A 24,609-nucleotide genomic window follows, 5' to 3' on the forward strand; every position below is an offset into this window, starting at 1 on the left:
CATCAGGTGGCGTCGCGTCGACGGGCGGCCGGTTCGGGGCGCGGCGCCCGAACGTCCCTGTGGACGGCGGACGTTGTGAACAGGGCGTGCAGAAGGACCGCTGCGAGCGTCCCGGCGACCACCCCGCTGCCCGCGACCGTGCGGAACCAGCCGGGGAATCCGTCGTAGAGGCCGGGGGCGAGCAGGGGTAGCAGACCTACCGCGAGTGCGAGCGCTGCCACCAGGGAGTGCGAGCGCTCGCCGAGTTCCGCGCGGGCCAGCATCTCGACGCCCATGACGGCGATGACCGCGTATACGACGAGGGCCGAGCCGCCGACGACCGCGGTCGGCAGCCCCGCCACGAGACGCGAGAGGGGGGAGAGCAGCCCGGCCAGGACCAGCAGGCCGCCCGCGCCTGCCGTCACGTACCGGCTGCGGACCCCGGTGAGGCGGCCGATCCCGATGTTCTCGGCGCTGGTCACCATCAGCGACGTACCGAAGAGGCCGCCGACGAGCGAGACGAGGGCGTCGGCGCGGGCCATCCTCGGCACGTCGCGGCCCGGGTCGGGCACGCGCCCCGCGGTCTCGCTGCTCAGCACGCTCTGGCCGGTGATCTCGGCCAGCGTGGTGAGGCTGAACACGAGCAGCGGCAGGGCCGCCACCGGGTCGAACTCCGGAGCGCCGTAAGGCAAGAGGCCCGGCAGCGAGAAGCCGGAGCCCGCGGCCGGGGTGACCGCGCCGAGCCCCGTCGTCACCGCGACGAGCGTGCCCACAGCCATGCCGATGAGCACGGCCGTACGCCGCCACACCCCGCGCAGCACGAGATGGGCCAGGACCGTCGCCGCCACGGTCGCCGCGGCCAGGGCGACGGCACGCGGCGCCGCCGTGCCGCCGGGGCCCGTGACGAGCTGGGCTGCGACCCGGATCATGGAGATCCCGATCAGGAGCACGGTCACGCCCATCACCAGCGGCGGGAAGAGCCGCACCACGCGGGCGTACAGCGGCAGCACGGCGAGGAGCAGCGCCGCCGCGAGCAGCACCGAGCCGCTCGCCACGGCGGGGCCGTGGTCATGGGCGATCTGGAGGAACAGCGCGGCGGCCGCCCCGCCCGGCAGCATCACGAACGGCAGCCGGGCCCCGAAGGCCCAGAAGCCGAGCGACTGGAGGAGCGACCCCGCACCGCACAGCACCAGGACCGCGCTGAGCAGCGAGGCGGTCCGGTCGGGCGGCAGCCGCAGGGCCGCCGCGGTGAGGAAGACGGTGGAGACGGGCGCCGCGACCATGGCGAGCACATGCTGCACGGCGAGCGGGGCGAGCCGTCCGAGCGGGACCCGCTCGTCGACGGGCGACGTCATGGGCGCGCCTCCAGCCAGGGCAGCTCCTCGGCCGCGTACCGGTAGGCGCGGAACACCGCGTTCGGCTCGGCCGGGAAGAGCCGCCGCACCTCGGACTCCTCGTAGCCGCCGAACTGCGGCACGATGAACTCCCAGCACAAATAGCCCTGTTGGGTCACTTCGAAGAGGCGGCCCGCGGGGGAGTCGGTGACCAGCGTGTTGCCGTTGGGCAGCCGCTGGGCCGATCCCATGAAGGGGGCGAAGAACGATTCGCGGGCCGGGTCGTGGTACTCCCACACGACCCGGCCGCCGGCGCGTTCGATCTCGACGACGCGCGAATACGGCACGTCGTGGCCCGGCCGGAAGACGCCGTTGTCGAAGACCAGGACGTTGCCGCCGGCCAGCTCGGTGGGATGGTGCTGCTGGGAGACCGTGCCGGGGCCGGTGCGCCACAGGATCTCGCCGGTGTCCCGGCTGATGACGACCACCGCGGACACGCTGCGCAGACTGGCCAGGACGTTCCCGTCGGCAAGCGGGGTGACGCTGTTGATGAGCGGCCAGTGCTCACGCGCGTAGTCGAGGTGCAGCGCGTACTCGGCCCGGTCTAGGTGGTCGGCGGCCCGCCAGGACCACAGCTCGCCGCCGTCGGGTCCGACCTCCCTGATGGTGTCGGCCCACACCGTTCCTCCGGCGGCCTCGGAACCGGCCACCCCGCCGAGGACCCCGGCCGCCTCGGCGCCGCGCAGCGGTTCGAGCCCGGTGTAGAGGATGCGGCCGTCGTCGAGGTGGTGGGCGTCGTGGTGCTGGAGGGGATCGCGGTGCTCGCGCACGACCGTGCCGTCCGGCGTGGCCTCCAGCATTACGCCGCCACGGTACTTGTGCCACATCGGGAACAGCGCCTCCTGGCCCGGCAGTACGCCGTTGTAGGCGAGGTTTCCGTTGCCGAGGATCCGGGCGTGCCGCCCCGGCCGGTAGGGGAGGTGCCAGGTGTGGACGGCCTCGCCGCGCAGGTCCACCAGATACACCTCGCCGCCCCCGGTCAGCGGCGCATACAGCGTGAAGCCCGGGCAGGCCGCGTCCGGGTCGAGCGCGATGAGACCGGTGCCGCGCCGGCGGCGCTGGTTCTGGTCGACGACGGTCGGGCGAGTGGTCACGACGACACTCCTTCAAAGTTTCTTTGATGTCCTCAAACAGCTTCGAAGGTAGAGGCGTTGTGTGTCGGCGGTGTGACGGGCGTACGAAACCGTCCCGCGCGGTGCGTAAGGTGATCCCGAGGGAGGGCAGTGCGGATGAACGACACAGGTGGGACGGGTGCGGGGCCGCGCCTGGGGGGCGCGGTGCGCCGTCGGCGGCGGGCGCTCGACCTCACGCTCGCGGCCGTCGCGGAACGCAGCGGCCTGTCCGTACCGTTCCTCAGCCAGATCGAGAACGAGCGGGCCCGCCCCAGCATGCGCTCCCTCCAGCGCATGGCGGACGCCCTGAACACGACGGCCGTGGAACTGCTCGCCGCCGCCGATGCGACGGACCGCACGGTCGACGTCGTACGCGCCGACGACGACGCGGGCCTGTCACGCGACGCCGGGGTGCGCCCGCTGGTGCGGGGCCGCCATCAGATGCACGCCCTGGAGTTCACCGGCGAGCGGGCGGCGGACCGCGAATTCCTGCACCACAACGACGAGTTGATGTATGTGGCGGACGGCGCCGCCGAGGTCGAGGCGGAAGGGCGCGGCTACACCCTGTCGAAGGGCGACACCCTGTATCTCACCGGCGGGGTGCGCCACCGCTGGCGTGCGACGCTGCCCGGCACCCGGGTCCTCGTCGTCGCCGTCTCCGACCACGTCCGGGGATCCTGAGGTCAGGAGAGTCTCAACTGCCGCTCTCCGCAAGGCTGTTGTAGCGCAGCAGGTACTCAGCGAACCGGTCCAGGTCCTGAGGTGCCCAGTCGGCGAGCCGGTCGTGGAAGGCCTGGCGGCGCAGTTCCGCCGCCTCGGCGAGCTTGGCGGTGCCCGCCGGGGTCAGCTGGAGCACCTGGATGCGGTGGTCGTCGGGGTCGCTGATGCGCTCGACGAAGCCGAGCTTTTCGAGCCCCGCGATCTGACGGCTGATCGTCGACTTGTCGAGCATGTAGTAGGCGGCCAGATCGGTCGCCCGGCAGCCCTGCTGGTCCTCCAGATGGGAGAGCAGGGTGAACGAGACGAGCGAGAGCTCCGGGTGCATCCGGGCGGCGGCGGCCCGGGCGCGCCGGGCGAACGCGGTCAGCTCACGCTGAATGGTGATGACCGACTGGTCTCGGCTGAGCACGACTGATCCCCTTTCGTCTCCATGGCGGGTTGTAGAATACAACGCCTTGATGGATGCGGGGAACGCCGCGCCGGATGCTTCGCCTCACTTCTCGGGCAGCCCTTCGCCCAGGGACTCCGGCGGCTCCTCGCCCAGGGTGCCGAGCGCCTCGGTCAGCCAGCCGATCCAGAACGTCTCCAGCTCGATGCCGCCGCGCAGCACCAGATGCCGCAGCCGGTCCTGCTCGCTGTCCCGCTCCGGCGGGAAGTCCTTCTCCTCGATCCCGTGATACGTCGTCAATTGGGCGTGGTGCAGGGCGAGATGGCGCTCCAGCTCGGCCCGCAGGCCGCCCGTGCCGATCACCGCCGCCGCCCGCATCCGCAGCAGCAGCGGGTCCCGCATCGGCTTCGGGGCCTGGCCGGCCGCCGCCCACTGGGCGAGCTCGGCCCGGCCCGCGGGCAGCACCTCGTACTCCTTCTTCTGCCCGCGGGCCGGGGCGGCGGACGGCAGCGCGCGGATGAACCCGGACTGCTCCAGCTTTCCCAGTTCGCGATAGATCTGCTGATGCGTGGCCGACCAGAAGTAGCCGATCGACTTGTCGAAGCGGCGGGTCAGCTCAAGCCCCGAGGAGGGCTTTTCGAGCAGTGCGGTCAGGATCGCGTGCGGGAGGGACATGACCGCATCCTAGGTTCGGCCGCTCGCCTCAGAGCGTGGCGGCCAGCCGGGTGCCCTGGTCGATGGCGCGCTTGGCGTCCAGTTCGGCGGCCACGTCGGCGCCGCCGATCAGGTGCACCGTCGCGCCGGCCGCGCTGAGCTCCTCGTACAGGCCGCGCCGCGACTCCTGGCCCGCGCACAGCACGACCGTGTCGACGGGCAGCACGGTCGACTCGCCGTCCACGGTGATGTGCAGGCCCGCGTCGTCGATCCGGTCGTAGCGCACGCCCGGGACCATGGTGACGCCGCGGTGCTTGAGCTCGGTGCGGTGGATCCAGCCCGTCGTCTTGCCGAGGCCCGCGCCGACCTTCGTCGTCTTGCGCTGGAGCAGGTGCACCTGGCGCGGCGGCTTGGGCCGCTCGGCCTTGCGCAGCCCGCCGCGCGAGCCGTACGTGGTGTCGACGCCCCACTGCCGGAAGTACGTCTCGGCGTCCAGGCCGGCCGCGTCGCCGCCGTCGGTGAGGAACTCGGCGACGTCGAAGCCGATGCCGCCCGCGCCGACGACCGCGACCCGCTCGCCGACCGGCGCCCCGTCGCGCAGCACGTCGAGGTAGGTGACGACGCTCGGGTGGTTCGAGCCCGGGATCTCGGGGGTGCGCGGGGTGACGCCGGTCGCGATCACGATCTCGTCGTACGAGCCGTCGTCGAGGTCGGCCGCGGCCACCTCGGTGTTCAACCGGACGTCCACGCCGTGCAGTTCGAGCTGCGTACGGAAGTAGCGCAGCGTCTCGTCGAACTCCTCCTTGCCGGGCACCCGCTTGGCGATGTTCAGCTGGCCGCCGATCCGGTCGGAGGCGTCGAAGAGGGTGACGGCGTGCCCGCGCCCGGCCGCCGAGACGGCGAAGGCGAGCCCGGCCGGGCCCGCGCCGACCACCGCGAGGCGCTTGCGCAGCTTGGTGGGGGAGAGGACCAGCTCGGTCTCGTGGCAGGCGCGCGGGTTGACCAGACAGGAGGTGATCTTGCCGCTGAAGGTGTGGTCGAGGCACGCCTGGTTGCAGCCGATGCAGGTGTTGATGGTCTCGGCGCGGCCCGCGCCCGCCTTGGCGACGAACTCCGGGTCGGCGAGGAAGGGCCGTGCCATCGACACCATGTCCGCCCGGCCATCGGCGAGCAACTGCTCGGCGACTTCCGGGGTGTTGATGCGGTTGCTGGTGATCAGAGGGATCGACACCGACCCCATGAGCTTCTTCGTCACCCAGGTGTAGGCGCCCCGGGGCACCGAGGTCGCGATCGTCGGGATGCGCGCCTCGTGCCAGCCGATGCCGGTGTTGATGATCGTCGCCCCGGCCGCCTCGATGGCCCGCGCGAGGGTGATGACCTCCTCCAGCGTCGAGCCGCCGGGCACCAGGTCCAGCATGGAGAGTCGGTAGATGAGGATGAAGTCGGTGCCCAGGCGCTCGCGCGTGCGGCGCACGATCTCGACCGGGAAGCGCATCCGGTTCTCGTAGGAGCCGCCCCAGCGGTCGGTGCGCTGGTTGGTGGCCCCCGCGACGAACTCGTTGATGAGGTAGCCCTCGGAGCCCATGATCTCGACGCCGTCGTACCCGGCGGACTTCGCGAGCTCGGCCGCCCGCACGAAGTCCGCCACGGTCTGCTCGACCTGCTCGTCGCTCAGCTCATTCGGCACGAACGGGCTGATCGGCGCCTGGAGCGCGCTCGGCGCGACCAGGTCCTGGTGGTAGGCGTACCGGCCGAAGTGCAGGATCTGCATCGCGATCCGGCCGCCCTCGCGGTGCACCGCTTCGGTGACGGTCCGGTGCTGCTCGGCCTCCGCCTCGTTGGTCAGCTTCGCGCCGCCCGGGTAGGGCCGGCCCGCGTCGTTGGGCGCGATGCCGCCGGTGACCATAAGGCCGACCCCGCCGCGGGCCCGCTCGGCGTAGAACGCTGCCATCCGCTCGAAGCCGTTCTCGGCCTCTTCGAGCCCGATGTGCATCGAGCCCATCAGCACCCGGTTGGGCAGGGTGGTGAACCCGAGGTCGAGGGGGCTCAGCAGATGGGGGTACGCGGTCATGGGGGCGCCTCCGGGTGGGGTGTCGTCGCCTCCAGTTGTAGACCAGCGGAACCCGCTTATGCAACAAGTTGCATAACACTGAGGCGGCGCTCACACCCAGGGCGGCGGCCCCTCGGGGGCCAGCCGGTGGACGTCGAAGAGCACGGCGGCCTCCACTCCCATGGCCGGACCCGACGAACGCGCGATCCAGGTCAGGAAGGGGCGTGGAGCGAAGGCGTCGGCGTCCGCGCCGAGCCCCTTGGTGTACTCGACGTGCGCGGCGAGGGAGGCGATGCCGCGCTCCAGCGGGTCGCCGGTCACCTCCACCCCGTGCGTGGGCCGGTCCGACCCCGCGAACGCGACGAAACGCACCCCGGGCCACGGTTCGAGCCCTTCCTCGGTCAGCTCCGGGAAGACCCACCGGTTCCCGGCGTCCCGCGCCGCGTCCAGCGCCGCGAGCCCGACCGCCCGGTGGTCGGCCTGGTTGATCAGCCCGCCGATCATCCGGATCGTGTACGCGCCGGAGAAGATCACCTCCGGCCGGAACCTGCGGATGGCCCGCGTGATGTCGCGCCGCAGCTCGATCCCGTACTCCACCACCCCGTCCCGGTGGCCGAGGAACTCCACATCACTGACCCCGACCTCGCGCGCCCCGGCCCGCTCCTCGGCCTCGCGCAGCGGCGCGGCCCGGTCCGGATGCATCCCGTCGATCCCCGCCTCCCCGCGCGTCGCCAGGACATAGCCGACCTGTTTGCCCTGCGCGGTCCAGCGGGCGACCGCCGACGCTGTGCCGTACTCGATGTCGTCCGGATGCGCCACGACGGCCAGCGCACGGGTCCAGTCCTCCGGCAGCGGGGCGAGCCGCGGCCCGCCGGTGCCGCCCAAGTCGTTGAAGGCACTCATGTCCTCATGATGGCGCCGGGCGAGGACGCGCGACAGCAGGATGACGTGCCCGGTTCGAACCGGGCGAGCCGCACGTCCCGGGCCGGGCGTGCCGCAGTCGCCCGGCACGCCGCGTTCCGCCCCTCACACCTTCCGGTAGTCGTACGCCTCCGCGGCCGCCGCCTCCACCGCGTCCAGGTCCGCGCCCGCCGACGCGCTGACGACCGCGGCCACCGCGCCCTCCACGAACGGGGCATCCAACAGCCTTGTTCCGGGCGGGAGTTCGTCGCCCTCGGCCAGCAGGGCCTTGACCGTGAGGACCGCGCTGCCCAGGTCCACCAGGACGGCCACGCCCGCGCCGCGGTCCACGGACTCGGCCGCCCGCACGATGAGTTCCTCACTGGTGCCCAGGCCCCCGTCGGGCAGGCCGCCCGCCGGGGCGACGGGCGTGGTGGGGCCGCCGCCCGCGAGGCCCTCGGCGAGTTCGGCGACGGACGCCGCCACCGCCGCGCTGTGCGAGACGAGCACCACCCCGACCAGCGGGCCCGGCCCGCTCACGCGGCGGCCTCGGCCAGCGCGCCGATGAGCAGCGCCGACGACGTCGCCCCCGGATCCTGATGGCCCACGGAGCGCTCCCCGAGATAACTGGCCCGGCCCTTGCGGGCACGCAGCGGTACGGTCGCGAGCGCCCCCGCGTCGGCCGCCTCCGCCGCCGCGCCGAAGGACTCGCCGAGCGCCTCGACCGCCGGCAGCAGCGCGTCCAGCATCGTCTTGTCCCCGGCCGCCGCCCCGCCCAGCTGGGCGACCGCCGCGACCCCGGCGCCGAGCGCCTCGGCCAACTGCTCCCTCGTGACCTCGGCGGCGTCCCCGAGGGCCTTGCCGGCGCGGCGAAGCAGCGTCCCGTACAGCGGCCCCGAAGCACCCCCGACCGTGGAAATCAACTGCCGCCCGGCCAGGGCGAGTACGGCCCCCGGAGTGGCGGGCGCCTCCTTGTCGAGCACCGCCGTCACGGCGGTGAAGCCGCGCTGCAGGTTCGCCCCGTGGTCGGCGTCGCCGATCGCCGAGTCGAGATCGGTGAGCCGGTCCGCCTCCCGGTCCACCGCGGCGGCGGTGGCGGTCATCCAGCGGCACATGAACGCGGCGTCGAGCACAAGCCCTCCTTCAGGCATCGGTTCAGCATCCCCACCGCAGCGCGGCCGTGTCGACGGGGGCGTCCCACAACCGCAGCAGCTCCTCGTCGACCTGACAGAGCGTCACCGAGCAGCCCGCCATGTCGAGCGAGGTCACGTAGTTCCCCACGAGCGTACGGGCCACCGGCACGCCCCGCTCGGCCAGGACCCGGTGCACCTCGGCGTTGAATCCGTACAGTTCGAGCAGGGGCGTGGCGCCCATCCCGTTGACGAGGAGCAGCACGGGGCTCGTCGGCCGCAGATCCTCCAGGACGACGTCCACGGCGTAGTCCGCGATCTCCCGCGAGGTCATCATCGCCCGCCGCTCCCGCCCCGGCTCGCCGTGGATGCCGACCCCCAACTCCAGCTCACCCGGCGGAAGTTCGAAGGTCGGGCTGCCCTTGGCGGGGGTGGAACAGGCGGTCAGGGCCACCCCGAAACTGCGCGAGTTCGCGTTCACCTGCCGGGCGATCGCCTCGACCCGCTCCAAGGGCCGGCCCTCCGCGGCGGCCGCCCCGGCGATCTTCTCGACGAACAGCGTCGCGCCGGTGCCGCGCCGCCCCGCCGTGTAGAGGCTGTCGGTCACCGCGACGTCGTCGTCCACGAGGACCTTGGCGATCGTCACGCCCTCGTCCTCGGCGAGCTCGGCCGCCATGTCGAAGTTGAGTACGTCGCCGGTGTAGTTCTTGACGACGAACAGCACCCCGGCGCCGCCGTCCACGGCCGCCGCGGCCCGTACCATCTGATCCGGCACGGGCGACGTGAACACCTCGCCGGGGCACGCCGCGGACAGCATGCCCGGCCCCACGAAGCCCGCGTGCAGCGGCTCGTGCCCGGACCCGCCGCCCGAGACGAGGCCCACCTGCCCGGCCACGGGTGCGTCACGCCGCACGACCAGCCGGTTTTCGACGTCGACCGTGAGCGCGGGATGCGCGGCGGCGATCCCGCGCAGCGCGTCCGCTACGACGGTCTCGGGCACGTTGATGAGCATGTTCACCATGACCTCCAGGGCGAGGCGTGCGGAGTGTGACGGCCTCCAGTATCACGCGACAGCTCGTCGGTCACGGCAGTTGACGTGCCATCAGGGTGGCGGCTACGTGCGCCGCCGCGTCGCGCTCTCGATGAGGTCGGGACGGTCGGTGATGATCCCGTCGACCCCCATCCTCACCAGCTTGGTGGCGGCGGGCGCGTTGTCGACGGTCCAGGTGTTGATGCGCATCGCCTTGCTATGGGCCCCCTTCATCCCGTGCACCGCCTTGACGTACGCGGCGGTCACCGAATGCTGCTCCGCGTTGATCTCGTCGGTGAAGGCGGCGTACTGCTTGAGCTGGGAGACCGGCGGATTGCCGAGGAAGCCGGTGCGGACCTCGGGGCGGAGCCGGTGCGTGGTGCGCAGCGCGGGGGCGCTGAAGCTCTGCACGATCAGGCGCCGGGCGAGGTGCGGCCGGTCGAGCCAGTCGGCCCGGTCCAGGACGTCCAGGGTCTGGCGCTCGATGCCCGGGTACAGCTCGGGCTGCTTCAGTTCGAGCAGCAGGCCCTGGCCGGTGTCGTCGAGCAGGTCCAGGTACTCCTGAAGGGTGGGGATGCGCTCGCCCCGGAAGTCCGGGCCGAACCAGCTGCCCGCGTCGAGCTGCTTGATCTCGGCGAGCGAGAACGAACCCACGGACCAGGGCGCCCGGTCGGGGTAGCGCTGCTCGACGTTGGTGGTGCGGGCCAGTGTCGTGTCGTGGATGACGACGAGCGCGCCGTCGCGGGTGCGCTGGACGTCGTTCTCCACCCAGTCGACGCCGAGGTCGGCGGCTCGCTGTACGGAGTCGAGCGTGTTCTCCGGGGCGTACGCCGAAGCCCCCCGGTGGCCGAAGACGATGATGTGCCCCGCCTGGCGGGCCGACGCCGCTTGGGCGGGCAGGGCGAGGGCGAGGGCCCCGCAGAGCGCGCTGACGACGGTGGACACAGCGGTGCGGTGCTGCATGCGCATTCCTCACGACGGCTCGGATCGATCTCCGCGAGGGTGCCAGCCGGCCGCCCCCCACAGCGCCGTTGCCATGAGGAGCTGACCAAGAACGGGGACGCGTTCCCCGGTGCGGGTGGCTTCCGTTCGGCCAGGAGGCCCAAGTGCGAGCATCTGAGCGGACGTTTCGCTGAACGGCACGGCCCGCCGGTCCGTATGGGACGGCGAGGGCCCCGACGGCCGCGATCGCGGCAGGGCCCGGAAAACGGGGGCACCCGCAGCCCCGGACCGAACGGCCCGGCGCATTCGGAAGTGGCGTCTGTTTCCACGCTGCCCGAAAACGTTCCGCGCCTTGGCATTTCGGCAGCTGGTGTTGATACGGACCACGCATTTATCCAAAAGGCCCGGTCGGGCGAAAATGCGGACGTTCCCGTTCCCTGGTTGACACCGTCAAGTACCCACCGGATGCTGTGGATTGGGTCGGTGAACGGGGGAATCTGGTCTTCGGGCATCGTCGGCGGCTGGTCGTCGAAAATCGTCGACGACTTCGTGAGACCGCCCCGATCCGCCATTCGCGTATTCATGGCAATTCACTCGTGCCCACCAGGGAAATCCCTACCGGCGCCGCACCCGTGCCCCATTGCGGGCGCCTCGCGCGATTCCATGCGCCACGACCGATGAGAGGAGGGGAATCCATGAAGAAGATGTCGATCCGCAAGGCCGGTCCGATCCGCCTGACGACCGCCTGCTACTACCTGTGCGCCCAGCAGTGACATCCGGTCGGAGCCGGGTCCTCACCGGGGGTCCGGCTCCGGCTCCGCCTCGGTTCGCGGAGCAGAACAGAAGGGTGCGCACCGCATGAGCGCGCTGGTTCCCGGCGGCGGCCCCACGGTCCGCCTCCACACACTCACGATGGTGGCCGAGCCCGACGGCGTCATGGTCGGGCGGCCCGACATCGGCTCGTACGCGGTCTTTCCCGAAGAAGGCGCGCAGGTCCTGCGGCTGCTCGGCGCCGGGGTCCCGGTCCCCGACGCCGCCGCCTGGTACGAGCGGACCTGCGGGGAGCGCCTCGACATGGCCGACTTCCTGGCGGCCCTCGAAGACCTTCGATTTCTGCGCGGCGAGGCGGCACAGGAATTGGTGCTGGGGCCGATCCGCTGGCAGCGTCTGGGCGCGGCCGCGTTCTCCCGGCCCGCCTGGTTCCTCTACGCCACGCTGACGGCGGCCGCCGTCGCCGCGATGGTCCGGGCGCCGGAACTGAGGCCCTCGTACCGCAATCTGTTCTTCACCGGCCACATTTCGCTGATCCCCATCGCGCTGTTCGTGACGGTGATCCCGTGCATTTTGATCCACGAGGGATTTCATACCCTCGCAGGGCGCAGGCTCGGGCTCCCCTCCACGCTCGGGATCGGCCGACGGCTCTACTACCTGGTCGCCGAGACCCGCCTCGACTCCCTGCTCAGCGTCGAAAGGCGCCGACGCTATCTGCCGTTCCTCGCCGGAATGCTCGCCGACGTCGTCCTCTTTTCGATGCTCACTCTTCTTTCGGTGGAACTGGCCGGTCACGGAATTCCCGCCTGGATCCACAAGTTCTGCCTCGCGGTCGCCTTCACCTGTGTGGTGCGGCTCATCTGGCAGCTCATGTTCTATCTGGAGACCGACCTCTACTACGTCCTGAACAACGCGTTGCGCTGTACGGATGTGCAGGGCGCCGCCCGCTTCCGTCTCCGGAGCGGATTTCGGTGGCTGCTGCGCCGCGAACCGCCCCGGCCGGACACGCAATGGTCGGACCGCGACCGGGCGATGGCGCGCTGGTACGCGCCGGTCCTCGTGTCCGGCTACGGCTTCTCGCTGGGCAGCCTCGCGTGGGCGGCGATCCCTACCGCCTGGCACTTCTGGTCGACGGCCGTCGACCGCTTCACCAACCCGCTGACTACGACGTCCGACCTCGTGGACGCCGCGGGATTCGTGGCCATCACCTCGTTCCAGATCGGCCTGCTGATCTTCGTCACGCTGCGGGACCGGCGTGCCCGGACCCGGAAGAACTCACGCCAAGGAGCACTGACATGACCTCGCCCCGCCACTACTGGGCCGACGCGGAAGCCCCGGCGTCCGACGGACCGCCTGCCGCGCACCTCACCGTCCCCTGCCACCGCCGGCTGCGCGGACCGTACACGGCGGGCGGCACCCTGCTGCGCCACATTGTTCCCGAACTCATCCCGGAACACGGTGAGTTGGTGGCCCGCCGGGCGACCGAGGTCATCGCGCTCGCCCCGGAGGTCACCCCGCTCGTCCCTCAGGCGCCGCAGACCCTCACCAACCTCGCGGGCGTCAAGGAGCGCACCCGGTTCTACCCGGCGACCCGCGCGCTGCGGCTCGCCCACGGCGCCGCCGAACTCCTCATGGACTGGGCCCGTGTCAAACATCCCGGGGGAGTCGTCGTCGCCTTCCGCGACCTGGACGGGGCCGACCCCACCGACCGCGACTTCGTCGCCGTCCTGCTGCGCCGCTGCGACCCCGCCGAGCTGACCGTGGTCGTCGAGCACGAGGGCCCGGCCGACGACGCGCTCGGGCGGGCGCTGAAGAACCATGCGACCCGGGTGCCGAAGCGGCCGGAGCGCGCGGAACTTCGGACAGGGACGGCCGACGCCGCGCAGCAGTTCATCGACTCCGACGGCACAAGCCGCGACCCCGCGCTCCTCGCCGCGTACGCGAAGCTCGAACCCGAGGAGCGGGCCCGGCGACACACCGCCCGAGCCGCCGAGCTGGCCGCGTTCGACGAGCCGACCCTGCGGCACGGCGCCATCCCGTACCACCTGGAACACGGCACCGACCCGGCGGGCGCGGGTCTCGCCGCCCTGTCCGAAGCCGTCAACTCCTGCTTCGCGCTCGGCTTCTACGAGGCCGTGATCGAGCTCGCGCTGCGCGGCCGCCGGCTCATCCCCGTCGGCCAGGACTCGATGACGTACCGCACGCTCACCCACAAGACCGGCGCCTGCCTGTCCTATCTGGGGCGCGGCGACGAGGCCGTCGGCTACTTCGACGAGATACGGCGGATGACCACCGACGCCGACGCGCACATGGGAACCAGCTATCTCATGGCGATGCTCTACACCCGCTTCCTGCCCAAGGGCGCCCACGACGAGGACCTGGCGCTCGCCTGGGTCAACACCGCGATCGGGATCGCCGACGTCCACCCCGACCCCGAACGACGGGTCCTGGTCAGGGCGTTCATGCGCAACGCGCGCGCCCTCGTCGAGCTGCACCGGGGCAACGTCGACGGTTCGCTCGCCCTCGTGGAGGAGGCGATCGCCATCACCGACGCCGACTTCGGGCCCGACGAGCAACTCCTGCACCGTTCCGTGCTGTTGTACAACCGCGCCCAGGTGCGTGGCGCGCGCGGCGACCACACCGCCTCGATCGCCGACTACGACGAGGTGATCCGCCGCGACCCGGACTACGGCGACTACTACTTCGAGCGGGCCGCGCAGCGCCGCGCCGTGGGCCTGCACCACGAGGCGCTCGCGGACTACGCCGCCGCGATCCGGCTGACCCCGCCGTTCCACGAGGCCCACTTCAACCGCGCCGACCTGCTGCGCGAACTCGGCCGGGACGAGGAGGCGCTGCGGGACCTGGACTACGCGCTCGAAGTGGAGCCGAGCCACCTCGAATCGCTCGTGCACCGCGCCGACCTGCTCCTGGCGCGCGGCGAGCACGAGCGGGCCGCCGCCGACATCGAGCAGGGCCTCGCGCTCGACCCCGGAAACTCCCAACTCCTGGCCGCACAGGGCTCGTTGCTCGCCGAGTCCGGTGACACGGCAGGCGCCTACGCCAGCTACTCGGCGGCCCTGCGCACCGAGCCCGGCTTCGTCGCGGCCTGGGCCAACCGCGCCGTCCTCGCCCACACGGCGGGCCGCCCCGCGCTGGCCGTATCCGACCTCGACGAGGCGATCCGGCTCTTGGACGACGGCGAACTACGGGCCAACCGCGCCATCGCCCTGCAGGACCTCGGCGAGCACGAACGCGCCCTGGCGGACCTCGACATCGCGGTGGCGGCCCTCGCCGGACAGGACCCCGACGTCCTCTACCGGCGCGGGCTCAGCCGCCTGGCCCTGCGCGACGGCGAGGGCGCGCTCGCCGACTGGCGGGCACACCTCGCCGCCTACGGCCCGGACGGAACCTCCCCGTACGCCAAGGAGATCCAGTTGCGCACCGACGCCCTCAGCTGATGGCCAACTCGCCCGCCTCGTCCCAGAGTTCGGGGCTCCGCGCAGCCACGAAGGCGCCGATGCGCCGGAGGAGTTCCGCGGCCGGAAGGGCGTCCGGGCGGCGGCCGTCGCGCAGCCGCGGGGCGACCTCGCCCGCCGCAGCCTCCCGGGCGCCGATCACCGCCTGGTACGGGACGAGCCGGGCGGCCCGGATGCGGGCGCCCAGGGAGCCCTGTTCCGGTCCGGCGAGCTCGGCCCGCAGGCCGTCGGCGACGGCCCGCGCCACGAGCTCGGCGGCCTGGTTCACCTCGGCCTCGGAGAGGGGCACCACCACCAGCTGAACGGGCGCCAGCCAGGCGGGGAAAGCGCCGCCGTGGAGCTCGATGAGATGGGCGACGGCGCGTTCCATGCTGCCGATGATGCTGCGGTGGACCATCACCGGCCGGTGCTTGCCGCCGTCCGGCCCGATGTAGTACAGATCGAACCGCTCGGGCTGATGGAAGTCGACCTGCACGGTGGACAGGGTCGCCTCGCGGCCCGCCGCGTCGGCGATCTGCACATCGATCTTCGGGCCGTAGAACGCGGCCTCGCCCTCGACGGACTCGTACGGCACCCCACTGGCGTCGAGCACCTCGGTCAGCAGGGCGGCGGCCCGCTCCCACATCTCGGCGCCCGCCACGTACTTGCCGCCCGGGCCGGGCAGCGAGAGGCGGTAGCGGGCCGGGCGGATGCCAAGGGTCGCGTACGCGCGGCCGATCAGGTCGAGCGCGGCCCGCGCCTCCTCGGCGACCTGCTCCAGGGTGCAGAAGATGTGGGCGTCGTTGAGCTGGATCGCCCGCACCCGGGTCAGACCGCCTAGCACACCGGAGAGCTCCGAGCGGTACATCCCGCCCAACTCGGCCATGCGAAGCGGGAGTTCACGGTAGCTGTGGGCGCGTGAGCGGTAGATCAGGGCGTGGTGGGGGCACAGGCTCGGGCGCAGCACCACCTGCTCCGCGCCCAGGTCCATCGGCGGGAACATGTCCTCGCTGTAGTGCGACCAGTGCCCGGAGATTTCGTACAACTCGCGCTTGCCGAGCACCGGCGAGTACACGTGCCGGTATCCGGCCCGCCGCTCGGTCTCGCGGACGTACTCCTCCAGGGCATGCCGCACGGCCGCGCCGTCCGGCAGCCAGTACGGCAGTCCGGCCCCCATCAGCGGGTCGGTGTCGAACAGGTCGAGTTCGCGGCCGAGTTTGCGGTGGTCGTGCACGGGGGGCTCCTCGCGGTCTTCGTGGGACGGGTGACCGCACGGAAGAGCCCCGGGGCCACTCGCCCCGGGGCTCTTGACGTACACAGCTGTCAGCGCGCCGGGACACTCTCCGGCGTCGTCGTCCACTGCACAGCCGCACGCTTGCTCATGCCGGTGAAGCTAACAGCCCCGGCGGGGCGCGCGCCTCCCTATTTCTCCGGTGCCGCCACGGCAGCGGGATCGACACCCCGTTCCGGCGGCCGTCCCGGGCGGCGGGAGGCCCTGACGCACCGGGCCGCTCGGGTCACTCCTTGCCCTCGTAACGGCGCTCGAAGCGGGCGATCCGCCCCTCCGTGTCCACCGTCCGGGCCTTGCCGGTGTAGAAGGGGTGGCTCTCCGCGGAGATCTCCACGTCGATGACCGGGTACGTGTTCCCGTCGTCCCAGTCGATCGTCTCCTCGCTCGTCGCGGTCGACCGGGTCAGGAAGGCGAACCCGGCGGCCTTGTCGCGGAAGACGACCGGCTGGTACGAGGGCTGCTTGTCACGCTGCATGGGGGCTCCGGGGTTTCGGTCAGCGGGTTTCAGTCGCCCGATTCGGTGCGGGCGGGGGCCTCGAAGCCGTCGAGGTCGTCGAGGTCGTCCTCGTCGACGATGTGCATGGCGGCCTCCTCGGCAGAGGAAGCCGCGCCGTCGATGCCCACGTCCCTGGCGAGCATCCGGGTCTCGTCGTCCGGGTGCGCTCCCTCGTCGGGGGCGACGAGCCGTCCGGCGCGGGCGCCGCCGACCTCGATGTCGCGCGGCTCCCCGTCGGTGTCCGAGGTGTCGCCCATGCCGTCGCCGTCGGCGTCGGACACCTCCGGGACCTCGTCGGCCAGGCGCTGGTCGAGGCTCTCGCCGTGCAGCCGCTCGGCCGCCGTCACCCCGTCGCGCTCCACGGCCCAGGGCCGTTCCGGCGGCGAGTAGCCCACGTCGAGGGGGTCGGCGGGGCCGTCGTCGAGCAGCGTGTCCTCGGCGCTCAGGATGCCCTCGTCGTCCTGTACCTCGGAGCCGTCGGGCTGATAGACGTCGTCCCCCCACGCCTCACTGTCGACCACGGCTACCTCCTGGGTTGCGACCAGTGGCTCGCACGCCGCTCGGTCGGATCCGGCAGCCGCCTCCAGTCTCGGCTCGCCCGGCCTCCCGTCACCACCGCACGCGAGCCACCCGGGTGACCGCAGGGGTTCTTTGAACGCGTTCAAGTCGGTGCGCTAGGGTTGCGCTCATGATCGAGGGGGCGCAATGAAGATAGTGATTCCCGGCGGAACCGGGCAGGTCGGCGCGATCCTGGACCGGGCGCTGACCGCCGCGGGCCACGACGTCGTGATCCTTACCCGGCGGCCGCGCCGCGAGCGCGAGGTGGGCTGGGACGGCGAGACGCTCGGCGCATGGGTGGACGTCGTCGACGGCAGCGACGTCGTGATCAACCTGGCCGGCCGCAGCGTGAGCTGCCGCTACACCGAGGCGAACCTGCGAGCCATGATGGACTCGCGGGTGCGCTCCGCCCGGATCGTCGGCGAGGCGATCGGCGCCGCCGCGCGGCCCCCGAAGGTGTGGCTCCAGATGAGCACCGCGACCGTGTACGCCCACCGCTTCGACGCGGCCAACGACGAGGCGACCGGGATCGTGGGCGGCGCCGAGCCGGACGTCCCCGACTACTGGGGGTTCAGCGTCGAGATCGCCAAGGCGTGGGAGGCGGCCCAGGAGCAGGCCCGCACGCCGGACACCCGCAAGGTCGCCCTGCGCTCCGCGATGGTGATGAGCCCCGACCGCGAGGGCGTCTTCGACGTACTCCTGAAGATGGCGCGGCTCGGGCTCGGCGGCCCGGTCGCGGGCGGCAGGCAGTACGTGTCCTGGATCCACGACCGCGACTTCGTGCGGGCGGTCGAGTTCCTCGTCGCGCGCGACGACCTCACCGGCCCCGTGAACCTGGCCGCCCCGGCTCCGCTCCCGCAGCGGGCCTTCATGCGCGCCCTGCGCGGCGCGTGGGGCGTCCCGGTCGGGCTGCCCGCCACGAAGTGGATGGCCGAGCTCGGCGCGTTCGCGCTCCGCTCGGACACGGAGTTGCTGTTGAAGAGCCGGCGGGTGGTGCCGGGGCGCCTCCTGGAGGCGGGGTTCACCTTTGAGCACGCGGAGTGGGCGGGGGCGGCCGCCGACCTGGTCCGGCGGGTACGGGACGAGCGCCGGAGCGCCAACTAGCCCGTCCTGCGCGGTACTTGGCCGACCTTCGTCGCGAAGCCCGCGAGGACCGCCAGACCCTGGGAAGGTGTGGCTCATCTCGGCGATGCGGGGCCCGGGTCGCCACCGAGGTGGCCTCTCCGAGGAAATGATTGTATAGTACAACTCATAGGAGTTGTAAAAGCCAACCATTGGGTTCGCGGCCGTCCCGACCGTGGGTCCGATCAGAAGGGTCCTGTCATGTCCGGAGGCCACAAGGCCGGACGGGTCGCGACGCCGGGCGACGCGCGTACGGCGCCGTCGAATCCCGCGCTGCGGCACGTCCTCACGCATCTGATCACCCCGCTGCTGATGTGCCTCGGCATGGGACTCGCCTACCTGGGGGCGTTCGCCACCCCCGAGCCGCACCACCTGCCGGTCGCGGTCGTCGGGGCGGGCCCCGAGGCCAAGGTGTTCGCGCAGACGGTGAAGGACGAGGCGGGCGACAAGCTCGACGTGCGCACCGTCGCAGACCGCGGCACCGCCGTCGACCAGCTCAAGCACCGGGACATCTCCGGCGCCTACGTCCTGAACTCGAAGGCGCCCGAGCTCATCGTCGCCTCGGCCGGCTCCGACATGAGCGCCACCGCCGTCGAGAAGGTCTTCACCCCGGTGGCGAGCGCCCAGGGCGTCCCCCTGAAGGTCACCGACGTCGTACCGCCGGTCTCCGGCGACCCGACGGGCTCGGGCATCTTCTTCCTGCTCATCGCCGTGAGCATCGGCTCGTACGCCTCCGTCGCGGCGCTCGGCGCGGCCGGCGCCGGGCTCTCGCTGAAGCTGCGGGCGGCGCTGGTGACCGGGGTCTCCTTCGCGGTCTCGGTGATCGGCGCGGCCTTCGCGGGACCGCTGTTCCACCTGGTCGACCACGGCCTGTGGGGAGTGTGGGCGATGTCCTGGCTGTACTCGGCGGGCATCCTCTTCCTCGGCGCCGGGCTCCACACCTTCCTCAAGCGCTGGACCACGCTCGCCGTGATGGTGCTCTTCGTGATGCTCAACTTCACGAGCTCCGGCGGCCTGTTCCGGCCCGAGCTGCAGAACGGCTTCTTCGGCACTCTGCATGCCTTCTGGAACGGCGCGGGCCTCGTCGAGGGCATCCGCGACCTGGTCTACTTCGGCGGCCACGGCCTCGCCCGCGACGTGTGGGTGCTCGCCACCTGGCTGGTCCTCGGCCTCGCCGTGATGGCGGTCGCGGGGCTGGTCGAACGCCGCCGGGCCCGGGCCGCCGTCCCTGCCGAGACGGCGCCCGCCGCAGAGGTGGCGCCCTCCGCCGCGGCCCTCACCGACGAGGCCGAACAGGCCGAAGAGGAAGAGGAGATCGAAGAGGCCGTCGGCGTCTGACGCCGCGCACCTCGGCATCGGACACGGGCTCCCAGGGCGGCCCGAGACGATCGGGCCGCCTTTGTCGTCGGTCGCCGAATCGGTGCGCTGTTGACAGGGTTGGGCTGTTGGCAGCACGGGGGAGACGACGCCCTAGGAGACACCCATGCCGGGAAAGCGCACGATGCGGGTCCGCCGGGTCTACGACCCGCCCGAGGACGGCGACGGAGTACGCGTCCTGGTGGACCGGCTGTGGCCCAGGGGCCTGTCCAAGGAGCGCGCGGCCGTCGACGAGTGGCCCAAGGAACTCACCCCCTCGACGGAACTGCGCCGCTGGTACCACGAGGACCGCACGCGCTACCCCGAGTTCCAGAAGCGGTACGAGGCCGAACTCGCCGAGCCCGAACCGGTGCAGGCGCTCGACCGGCTGCGCGACCTGGCCGAGGGCCGCGCCGTCACCCTGGTCACCGCCGTGAAGGACATCGACCACAGCCATGTGCCGACGCTGGTGGCGGCCCTGAAGCGGGGCCGCCCGTCCGGGTGAGTCCGGCGGGCGGACCGGTGTCATCCGGGCTAGGCAGGGGGCATGTCACCGATGTTCCGGATGGGTGCCGTCGACCGCCGCTGGTTCGAGCGCGTGGCCACCGCGAAGCTGGCCGGCGCCGAGCAGGTGCTGCCCCGCCTCAGTCACGCCGCCGACCACGGGCGGCTGTGGTTCGCCGCGGCGGCCGCGCTCACGGTGGCCGGGGGGCCCACGGCCCGCCGGGCCGCCCGGCGCGGGATCGGCGCGCTGGCGCTGGCCTCGCTCACCACCAACACCGTCGCCAAGTACGCGACCCGGCGTCGCCGCCCGGTCATCGACGCCGTCCCGCTGGTGCGGCGCCTGGCGAAGCTGCCGAGCAGCACCTCGTTCCCCTCCGGGCACTCCGCCTCGGCCGCCGCCTTCGCCACCGGCGTCGCCCTGGAGTCCACCCGGTACGGGGCGCTGCTCGCCCCCCTCGCCGCGGCCGTGGCGTTCTCCCGGGTCTACGTCGGCGTCCACTACCCGGGCGACGTGCTGGCCGGCTGCGCGCTCGGCATGGCCGCGGCCGCCGTCACCTGCTACTGGTGGCCGCCCCGGCCGCAGCCCCTCCACCCCCTGCACACCCGCGCCGCCGCGCCCGCCCTGCAACGCGGCCAGGGCCTCGTCGTGGTCGTCAACGGCGGTTCCGGCAAAGGCGTTCCGGGCCGCCTGCCCGCGCCGGAGCACCTGCGGCTGCTGCTGCCCGAGGCCGAGATCGTCGAACGGGGGCCCGGCGACGACCTGGGCGAGCTCCTCGACGAAGCCGTCGCCCGGGCGGGCGAACTCGCCGGAGTGCTCGGTGTGTGCGGCGGCGACGGCACCGTGAACGCGGCCTGCGAACGCGCCGCCCGCGCCGGCCTCGCCCTCGCGGTGTTCCCCGGCGGCACCCTCAACCACTTCGCCCTCGACGCGGGCGTCGCCGCCTTCGAGGACACCGTGTACGCCGTCGAACACGGCGAGGCGATCCGCGTCGACCTGGCCCGGGTCCGCGACGACGCGGGCCAGGACGTCGCCGCCTTCCTCAACACGTTCAGCATCGGCCTCTACCCCGACCTGGTCCGGATGCGCGAAGGCATGGAGGACCGGATCGGCAAGTGGCCGGCCGCCGCCATCGCCCTCGTCCGGGTGCTGCGCACCGCCACCCCTGTACGCCTGCGGATCGACGGCCGCCCGCGGTCGCTGTGGCTGCTGTTCGCGGGCAACGGCCACTACCAGCCCGAAGGGCTCGCCCCCTCGCACCGGCCCCGCCTCGACGAGGGCCTCATCGACCTGCGGACCGTCGACGCCGAGGCGCGGCTCGCCCGCACCCGCCTCGCCGTCTGCGCGCTCGTGGGCGCGCTGCGCCGCTCGCACGTCTACCGCGCGGAACGCGTACGGTCGGTCCGCCTCACCGGCCTCGACGAGGTCAACACCCTCGCGTACGACGGCGAGACCGCGGCCGCGCCGGACGCCCTGCGCCTCGACAAGGCGGACCGGGTGCTCGTCGTGTACAGCCCCGCCGACCCCCAGGACGAGATCGCCCAGCGGGCCCGCACCGCGACGGCCGCCATCGCCGCCGGAGCCACCGCGATCGGAGCGAGGACGGCACCTTGATGGTCGTCAACTGCCGTGCGGGACAAGCGACTTCGCGACGCCCGGCGCCGGAGCGTCCGGCTCCGGCGGTGCGGGTTCCGGCAGGGTGCGGGTGAGCAGCCAGGCCCGGGCCGGGAAGGCGATCAGCGGGGCGAGCGCGGTCCCCAGCGAGGTCGCGTCCGCCGCGGCCCCGATCAGCGGGCTGGCCACACCGCCCACGCTCACCGTCAGGCCGAGGGTGACCCCGCTCGCCGTGCCGATCCGGGTGGGCAGATAGTCCTGACCCAGCGTCACCTGCAACGAGAACGGCACGTACAGCGCGGCCGAGGTCAGCGCGACGAAGACGTAGAACGCCGGGCCCGGTACGAACACGACCCCGGCGACGGCCGGCACCGCGGCCGCGTACGACCAGTTCACCACCCGCACCCGGTCCCAGCGCGCCGCGAGCCCGCCGCCCACCACCGTGCCCACCGCGCCACCCGCGTACAGCACGAACAGGGCGGCGGAGCCCGCCAGTTGAGCGCTGCTCACGCGCTGGCGGGCGTACAGCGCGACGAACGCGCTCAGGCCCACGAAGACCAGGGAGCGGCAGATCACGGCCAGGCACAGCTTCACGAACGAGGCCCGGTCGTCGCGGCCCACCGCCCGTACGCCGCGGGCCGCGGCCTGCCCGGTGCCCCGTATCGCGCGCAGCGCGAGCACGCACAGCACGCTGCCCAGCGCGGCCGGCACCACGAGCAGCGGCGCCGCGCGCAGCCCGCCCACTCCGACCACCCCGGCCACGAGCAGCGGCGCGGCCGCGAAGCCCAGATTGCCGCCGAGCGAGAACCAGCCCATCGCGGTGTGGCTCCCGGCGCTCGCGAGCCGGGCCACCCGGGCGGACTCGGGGTGATAGGCGGCCACCCCGACCCCCGACACGGCGACCATCGCCAAGGTCGTGGCATACGCGCCGCCGGTGCCGCTCAGCGCGATGCCGGCCCCGGCCACGGCCGTACTGACGGGCAGCAGCCACGGCAGCGCCCACCGGTCGGTGAGTGCGCCGAACAGCGGCTGGACCACGGAGGAGAGCAGGGAGGCGGCGAGCACGATGCCGGACGCGGCGGCGTAGGAGTAGGCGCGTTCGGCGACGAAGAAGGGCACCAGGGCCGCGACGGCACCCTGATACACATCGACACAGGAATGCCCCGCCGCCAGCAGGAACACCGGACCGCGGAGCAGCCCCCCACCCCGCCCGGACGTCCCGCCCACGCGCTCACCACGCTGCTGTTTCTTCGGCACAGCCCGATCATCACCGGGTGCGCCGCTGTCCCGCTTCCGATAAATTGCCAAGCAATGCCGAAAATCCGCCACACCCCTGTCGCCCCCACCCGCGCCCAGCAGATGGCGCCGGGGGACAGCATCGACGCGCACCGGCACGACGACCACCAGATCGTCTACGCGAGCCACGGCGTCCTCGCCGTCACGACCGAGGCCGGGACGTGGGTCGCCCCCGCCACGCGCGCGATCTGGGTGCCGGCCGGGACCGTGCACTCCCACCGGGCGCACGGCAGGCTCGAACTGCACCTCATGGGCATCGCCGCCCACGAGAACCCGCTGGGTCTGGACGCGCCCACCGTGCTCATGGTCGGCCCACTGCTTCGCGAGCTGCTCCTGGCCCACACCCGCTCGCCCGACGACGAGAGCCCCGAGGGCAAGCGGCTGCGGGCCGTGCTGCTCGACCAGCTGCGCGCCTCGCCGCAGGAGCCCGTCCATCTGCCCGCGCCCAGCGACCCCCGCCTGGTCGCGGTGTGCGCGATGCTCGAAGCCGACCCCGCCGACCGGCGCGGGCTCGCCGAACTCGGCGCTCAGGTCGGCGCGAGCGAGCGCACCCTGACCCGGCTGTTCCGCGCGGACCTCGGCATGACGTTCCCCCAGTGGCGCACCCAGCTCCGCCTCTACCGCGCCCTTCAACTCCTCGCCGAGGACACCCCGGTGACCGTCGTGGCCCACCGCTGCGGGTGGTCCTCGACCAGCGCGTTCATCGATGTGTTCCGCCGCGCCTTCGGCCACACACCGGGTACGCACAGCCGCTTGCGTTAGAGCGTGCTCCAACTCGTAGCGTCTGGTGCATGAACAGCCCGGAGAACACGAAGAGCACGAAGAATGCAGCGAACGTCCAGACCGCCCGGGCCGCCGAGCCCATCGAGACCACCGACGAGCGGTACGAGCGCGGGCTCGCCGTGCTGCGCATCGTCGGCGGCCAGGAGAACCCGGCCGTCCTGGACAGCCTGGCCGACATCGCACCCGACCTCGGCCGCATGACCGTCGCCTTCGGATACGGCGACGTCCTGTCCCGCCCCGGACTCACCCTGCGCCAGCGGCAGATCGCCACGGTCGGCGCGCTGGCGGCCCTGGGCAACGCGGCTCCCCAGCTGCGCTTCCACATCGACGGCGCGCTCAACGTGGGGGTCAGCCCGGCCGAGATCGTGGAGATCCTGATCCACACCGCCGTGTACGCGGGCTTCCCCGCCGCGCTCAACGGCATCGGCGCCGCCCGCGAGGTCTTCGAGGCCCGCCCCGACGTCGCCGCCTCCCCGGTCGACACCGCGCCGCTGCCGGGCGACCGGTACGAGCGCGGGCTCGCCAAGCTGGCCGAGGTCGACGGGCACGCGGGCGACCAGGTCGTCGCCTCGATGCGGGACATCGCGCCCGATCTGACGCGCTACATCATCGAGTTCGCCTTCGGGGACATCTACTCCCGCTCCGCGCTCGACCTGAAGTCGCGCGAACTGGCCAGCGTCGCCATGTGCACCGCCCTCGGCACGGCCGCGCCCCAGCTGCGCGTCCACATCCACGGCTTCCTCAACGTGGGCGGCACCCGCGAGGAGGTCGTCGAGGTCATCACGCAGATGGTGGGGTACTCGGGCTTCCCCGCCGCGATCAATGGCATCAGCGCGGCGCGGGAGGTCTTCGACGAGCGGGATGCCTCCGGCGGTGAGGCGAGGAAAGGCTGAGCACTCTGCGGGCGGCGCGGGTGTGCGACCGCGGGTCGTCTGTGGCTGGTCGCGCCCCCGCGGCGGAGCCGCACATGTCACAGCCCCGCGCCCCTCCAGGGCGCTGTACCGCAGTCGACTCGCAGGCTGGCCGACGCAGCGGGTGCCGCGGCCGCCCACCCTGGATACGCTCG

General features: G+C 72.5%; 23 protein-coding genes. 9 read left to right on the forward strand and 14 right to left on the reverse strand.

From position 1 onward, the window contains the following. Positions 1 to 2: 2 nt before the first annotated feature. Complete coding sequence (locus ADK54_RS28695; protein ID WP_234392235.1) at positions 3 to 1,334, reverse strand: uracil-xanthine permease family protein; 1,332 nt, start codon at positions 1,332 to 1,334, stop codon at positions 3 to 5. Continuing rightward, the gene (locus ADK54_RS28700; RefSeq protein WP_053728628.1) at positions 1,331 to 2,467 is read right to left on the reverse strand and encodes an aryl-sulfate sulfotransferase; all 1,137 of its coding nucleotides are present in this window, start codon (positions 2,465 to 2,467) and stop codon (positions 1,331 to 1,333) included. Before ADK54_RS28700 ends, ADK54_RS28695 begins: the two co-directional genes overlap by 4 nt. A gap of 135 nt (positions 2,468 to 2,602) precedes the next feature. Between ADK54_RS28700 and ADK54_RS28705 the strand changes: the two genes are divergently transcribed. Then, positions 2,603 to 3,166: a helix-turn-helix domain-containing protein gene (locus ADK54_RS28705; RefSeq protein WP_053728629.1), complete on the forward strand. Its 564-nt coding sequence runs from the start codon at positions 2,603 to 2,605 to the stop codon at positions 3,164 to 3,166. Positions 3,167 to 3,179: 13 nt separating this feature from the next. On the opposite strand, the gene ADK54_RS28710 is transcribed toward ADK54_RS28705, so the two are convergent. The 8 genes from ADK54_RS28710 to ADK54_RS28745 all read right to left on the reverse strand — a co-directional run bounded on the left by ADK54_RS28710 (position 3,180) and on the right by ADK54_RS28745 (position 10,320). Further along, positions 3,180 to 3,614 carry a MarR family winged helix-turn-helix transcriptional regulator gene (locus ADK54_RS28710; RefSeq protein ID WP_053728630.1) on the reverse strand — a complete coding sequence of 145 codons (435 nt, stop codon included), beginning with the start codon at positions 3,612 to 3,614 and terminating at the stop codon, positions 3,180 to 3,182. A gap of 84 nt (positions 3,615 to 3,698) precedes the next feature. Next, positions 3,699 to 4,268 (reverse strand): PadR family transcriptional regulator, encoded by a 570-nt coding sequence (locus ADK54_RS28715; protein ID WP_053728631.1) that lies wholly within the window; start codon positions 4,266 to 4,268, stop codon positions 3,699 to 3,701. Between the two features lie 28 nt (positions 4,269 to 4,296). Then, positions 4,297 to 6,318, reverse strand: coding sequence for an FAD-dependent oxidoreductase (locus ADK54_RS28720; RefSeq protein ID WP_053728632.1), 2,022 nt, complete (start codon positions 6,316 to 6,318; stop codon positions 4,297 to 4,299). A 90-nt stretch (positions 6,319 to 6,408) separates the two neighbouring features. Next, a complete protein-coding gene (locus ADK54_RS28725) occupies positions 6,409 to 7,200 on the reverse strand; it encodes a PIG-L deacetylase family protein (RefSeq protein ID WP_053728633.1) in 792 nt (263 codons plus the stop codon). Positions 7,201 to 7,323: 123 nt separating this feature from the next. After that, positions 7,324 to 7,737: a PTS-dependent dihydroxyacetone kinase phosphotransferase subunit DhaM gene (locus ADK54_RS28730; RefSeq protein ID WP_053728634.1), complete on the reverse strand. Its 414-nt coding sequence runs from the start codon at positions 7,735 to 7,737 to the stop codon at positions 7,324 to 7,326. Further along, positions 7,734 to 8,330 carry a dihydroxyacetone kinase subunit DhaL gene (gene dhaL, locus ADK54_RS28735; protein ID WP_053728635.1) on the reverse strand — a complete coding sequence of 199 codons (597 nt, stop codon included), beginning with the start codon at positions 8,328 to 8,330 and terminating at the stop codon, positions 7,734 to 7,736. The genes ADK54_RS28730 and dhaL overlap by 4 nt, the downstream gene beginning before the upstream one ends. Positions 8,331 to 8,352: 22 nt before the next feature. After that, positions 8,353 to 9,345, reverse strand: a complete 993-nt coding sequence (gene dhaK / locus ADK54_RS28740; protein WP_053728684.1) for a dihydroxyacetone kinase subunit DhaK — start codon at positions 9,343 to 9,345, stop codon at positions 8,353 to 8,355. A 96-nt stretch (positions 9,346 to 9,441) separates the two neighbouring features. Further along, positions 9,442 to 10,320, reverse strand: a complete 879-nt coding sequence (locus ADK54_RS28745; RefSeq protein ID WP_053728636.1) for a glycerophosphodiester phosphodiesterase — start codon at positions 10,318 to 10,320, stop codon at positions 9,442 to 9,444. Between the two features lie 837 nt (positions 10,321 to 11,157). On the opposite strand from ADK54_RS28745, the gene ADK54_RS45145 reads away from it, so the two are divergent. Together ADK54_RS45145 and ADK54_RS28755 are read left to right on the forward strand one after the other, a co-directional pair. Further along, positions 11,158 to 12,369, forward strand: coding sequence for a hypothetical protein (locus tag ADK54_RS45145; protein ID WP_053728637.1), 1,212 nt, complete (start codon positions 11,158 to 11,160; stop codon positions 12,367 to 12,369). Beyond that, positions 12,366 to 14,528, forward strand: coding sequence for a tetratricopeptide repeat protein (locus tag ADK54_RS28755; RefSeq protein ID WP_053728638.1), 2,163 nt, complete (start codon positions 12,366 to 12,368; stop codon positions 14,526 to 14,528). Before ADK54_RS45145 ends, ADK54_RS28755 begins: the two co-directional genes overlap by 4 nt. Here the strand turns inward: ADK54_RS28755 and thrS are convergent. The 3 genes from thrS to ADK54_RS28770 all read right to left on the reverse strand — a co-directional run bounded on the left by thrS (position 14,521) and on the right by ADK54_RS28770 (position 16,833). Further along, positions 14,521 to 15,759, reverse strand: a complete 1,239-nt coding sequence (thrS, locus tag ADK54_RS28760; RefSeq protein ID WP_053728639.1) for a threonine--tRNA ligase — start codon at positions 15,757 to 15,759, stop codon at positions 14,521 to 14,523. The genes ADK54_RS28755 and thrS overlap by 8 nt on opposite strands. A 283-nt stretch (positions 15,760 to 16,042) precedes the next feature. Continuing rightward, positions 16,043 to 16,291, reverse strand: coding sequence for a type B 50S ribosomal protein L31 (locus tag ADK54_RS28765; RefSeq protein ID WP_053728640.1), 249 nt, complete (start codon positions 16,289 to 16,291; stop codon positions 16,043 to 16,045). Positions 16,292 to 16,320: 29 nt separating this feature from the next. Then, positions 16,321 to 16,833 (reverse strand): DUF5709 domain-containing protein, encoded by a 513-nt coding sequence (locus ADK54_RS28770; RefSeq protein ID WP_053728641.1) that lies wholly within the window; start codon positions 16,831 to 16,833, stop codon positions 16,321 to 16,323. A 184-nt stretch (positions 16,834 to 17,017) separates the two neighbouring features. Between ADK54_RS28770 and ADK54_RS28775 the strand changes: the two genes are divergently transcribed. From ADK54_RS28775 to ADK54_RS28790, 4 genes are all read left to right on the forward strand, one after another. Further along, positions 17,018 to 17,974 carry a TIGR01777 family oxidoreductase gene (locus ADK54_RS28775; protein ID WP_053728642.1) on the forward strand — a complete coding sequence of 319 codons (957 nt, stop codon included), beginning with the start codon at positions 17,018 to 17,020 and terminating at the stop codon, positions 17,972 to 17,974. 219 nt (positions 17,975 to 18,193) lie between these two features. Continuing rightward, a complete protein-coding gene (locus tag ADK54_RS28780) occupies positions 18,194 to 19,330 on the forward strand; it encodes a hypothetical protein (protein WP_420717416.1) in 1,137 nt (378 codons plus the stop codon). Positions 19,331 to 19,475: 145 nt separating this feature from the next. Further along, the gene (locus ADK54_RS28785; RefSeq protein ID WP_053728643.1) at positions 19,476 to 19,853 is read left to right on the forward strand and encodes a DUF488 domain-containing protein; all 378 of its coding nucleotides are present in this window, start codon (positions 19,476 to 19,478) and stop codon (positions 19,851 to 19,853) included. A gap of 51 nt (positions 19,854 to 19,904) precedes the next feature. Beyond that, a complete protein-coding gene (locus tag ADK54_RS28790) occupies positions 19,905 to 21,464 on the forward strand; it encodes a bifunctional phosphatase PAP2/diacylglycerol kinase family protein (RefSeq protein WP_053728644.1) in 1,560 nt (519 codons plus the stop codon). A 6-nt stretch (positions 21,465 to 21,470) separates the two neighbouring features. Here ADK54_RS28790 and ADK54_RS28795 read toward each other — a convergent pair whose 3' ends face one another. Then, on the reverse strand, positions 21,471 to 22,646 hold the full coding sequence (locus ADK54_RS28795) for an MFS transporter (RefSeq protein ID WP_053728645.1): 1,176 nt from the start codon (positions 22,644 to 22,646) through the stop codon (positions 21,471 to 21,473). A 129-nt stretch (positions 22,647 to 22,775) separates the two neighbouring features. On the opposite strand from ADK54_RS28795, the gene ADK54_RS45150 reads away from it, so the two are divergent. Together ADK54_RS45150 and ADK54_RS28805 are read left to right on the forward strand one after the other, a co-directional pair. Further along, positions 22,776 to 23,522, forward strand: a complete 747-nt coding sequence (locus tag ADK54_RS45150) for an AraC family transcriptional regulator (protein ID WP_053728646.1) — start codon at positions 22,776 to 22,778, stop codon at positions 23,520 to 23,522. Positions 23,523 to 23,551: 29 nt separating this feature from the next. Then, positions 23,552 to 24,436 carry a carboxymuconolactone decarboxylase family protein gene (locus ADK54_RS28805; protein WP_078966712.1) on the forward strand — a complete coding sequence of 295 codons (885 nt, stop codon included), beginning with the start codon at positions 23,552 to 23,554 and terminating at the stop codon, positions 24,434 to 24,436. Positions 24,437 to 24,609: the final 173 nt, after the last annotated feature.

Origin of the sequence: Streptomyces sp. WM6378, from assembly GCF_001279695.1 — a bacterium.
GTDB lineage: Bacteria > Actinomycetota > Actinomycetes > Streptomycetales > Streptomycetaceae > Streptomyces.

Bases quoted from the DNA above. Each gene is read 5' to 3' on its own strand.
- ADK54_RS28695 (WP_234392235.1), bottom strand. From the start codon at position 1,334: ATGACGTCGCCCGTCGACGAGCGGGTCCCGCTCGGACGGCTCGCCCCG.
- ADK54_RS28705 (WP_053728629.1), top strand. From the start codon at position 2,603: ATGAACGACACAGGTGGGACGGGTGCGGGGCCGCGCCTGGGGGGCGCG.
- ADK54_RS28715 (WP_053728631.1), bottom strand. From the start codon at position 4,268: ATGTCCCTCCCGCACGCGATCCTGACCGCACTGCTCGAAAAGCCCTCC.
- ADK54_RS28720 (WP_053728632.1), bottom strand. From the start codon at position 6,318: ATGACCGCGTACCCCCATCTGCTGAGCCCCCTCGACCTCGGGTTCACC.
- ADK54_RS28725 (WP_053728633.1), bottom strand. From the start codon at position 7,200: ATGAGTGCCTTCAACGACTTGGGCGGCACCGGCGGGCCGCGGCTCGCC.
- ADK54_RS28745 (WP_053728636.1), bottom strand. From the start codon at position 10,320: ATGCAGCACCGCACCGCTGTGTCCACCGTCGTCAGCGCGCTCTGCGGG.
- ADK54_RS45145 (WP_053728637.1), top strand. From the start codon at position 11,158: ATGAGCGCGCTGGTTCCCGGCGGCGGCCCCACGGTCCGCCTCCACACA.
- ADK54_RS28755 (WP_053728638.1), top strand. From the start codon at position 12,366: ATGACCTCGCCCCGCCACTACTGGGCCGACGCGGAAGCCCCGGCGTCC.
- ADK54_RS28765 (WP_053728640.1), bottom strand. From the start codon at position 16,291: ATGCAGCGTGACAAGCAGCCCTCGTACCAGCCGGTCGTCTTCCGCGAC.
- ADK54_RS28775 (WP_053728642.1), top strand. From the start codon at position 17,018: ATGAAGATAGTGATTCCCGGCGGAACCGGGCAGGTCGGCGCGATCCTG.
- ADK54_RS28780 (WP_420717416.1), top strand. From the start codon at position 18,194: ATGTCCGGAGGCCACAAGGCCGGACGGGTCGCGACGCCGGGCGACGCG.
- ADK54_RS28785 (WP_053728643.1), top strand. From the start codon at position 19,476: ATGCCGGGAAAGCGCACGATGCGGGTCCGCCGGGTCTACGACCCGCCC.
- ADK54_RS28790 (WP_053728644.1), top strand. From the start codon at position 19,905: ATGTTCCGGATGGGTGCCGTCGACCGCCGCTGGTTCGAGCGCGTGGCC.
- ADK54_RS45150 (WP_053728646.1), top strand. From the start codon at position 22,776: ATGCCGAAAATCCGCCACACCCCTGTCGCCCCCACCCGCGCCCAGCAG.
- ADK54_RS28805 (WP_078966712.1), top strand. From the start codon at position 23,552: ATGAACAGCCCGGAGAACACGAAGAGCACGAAGAATGCAGCGAACGTC.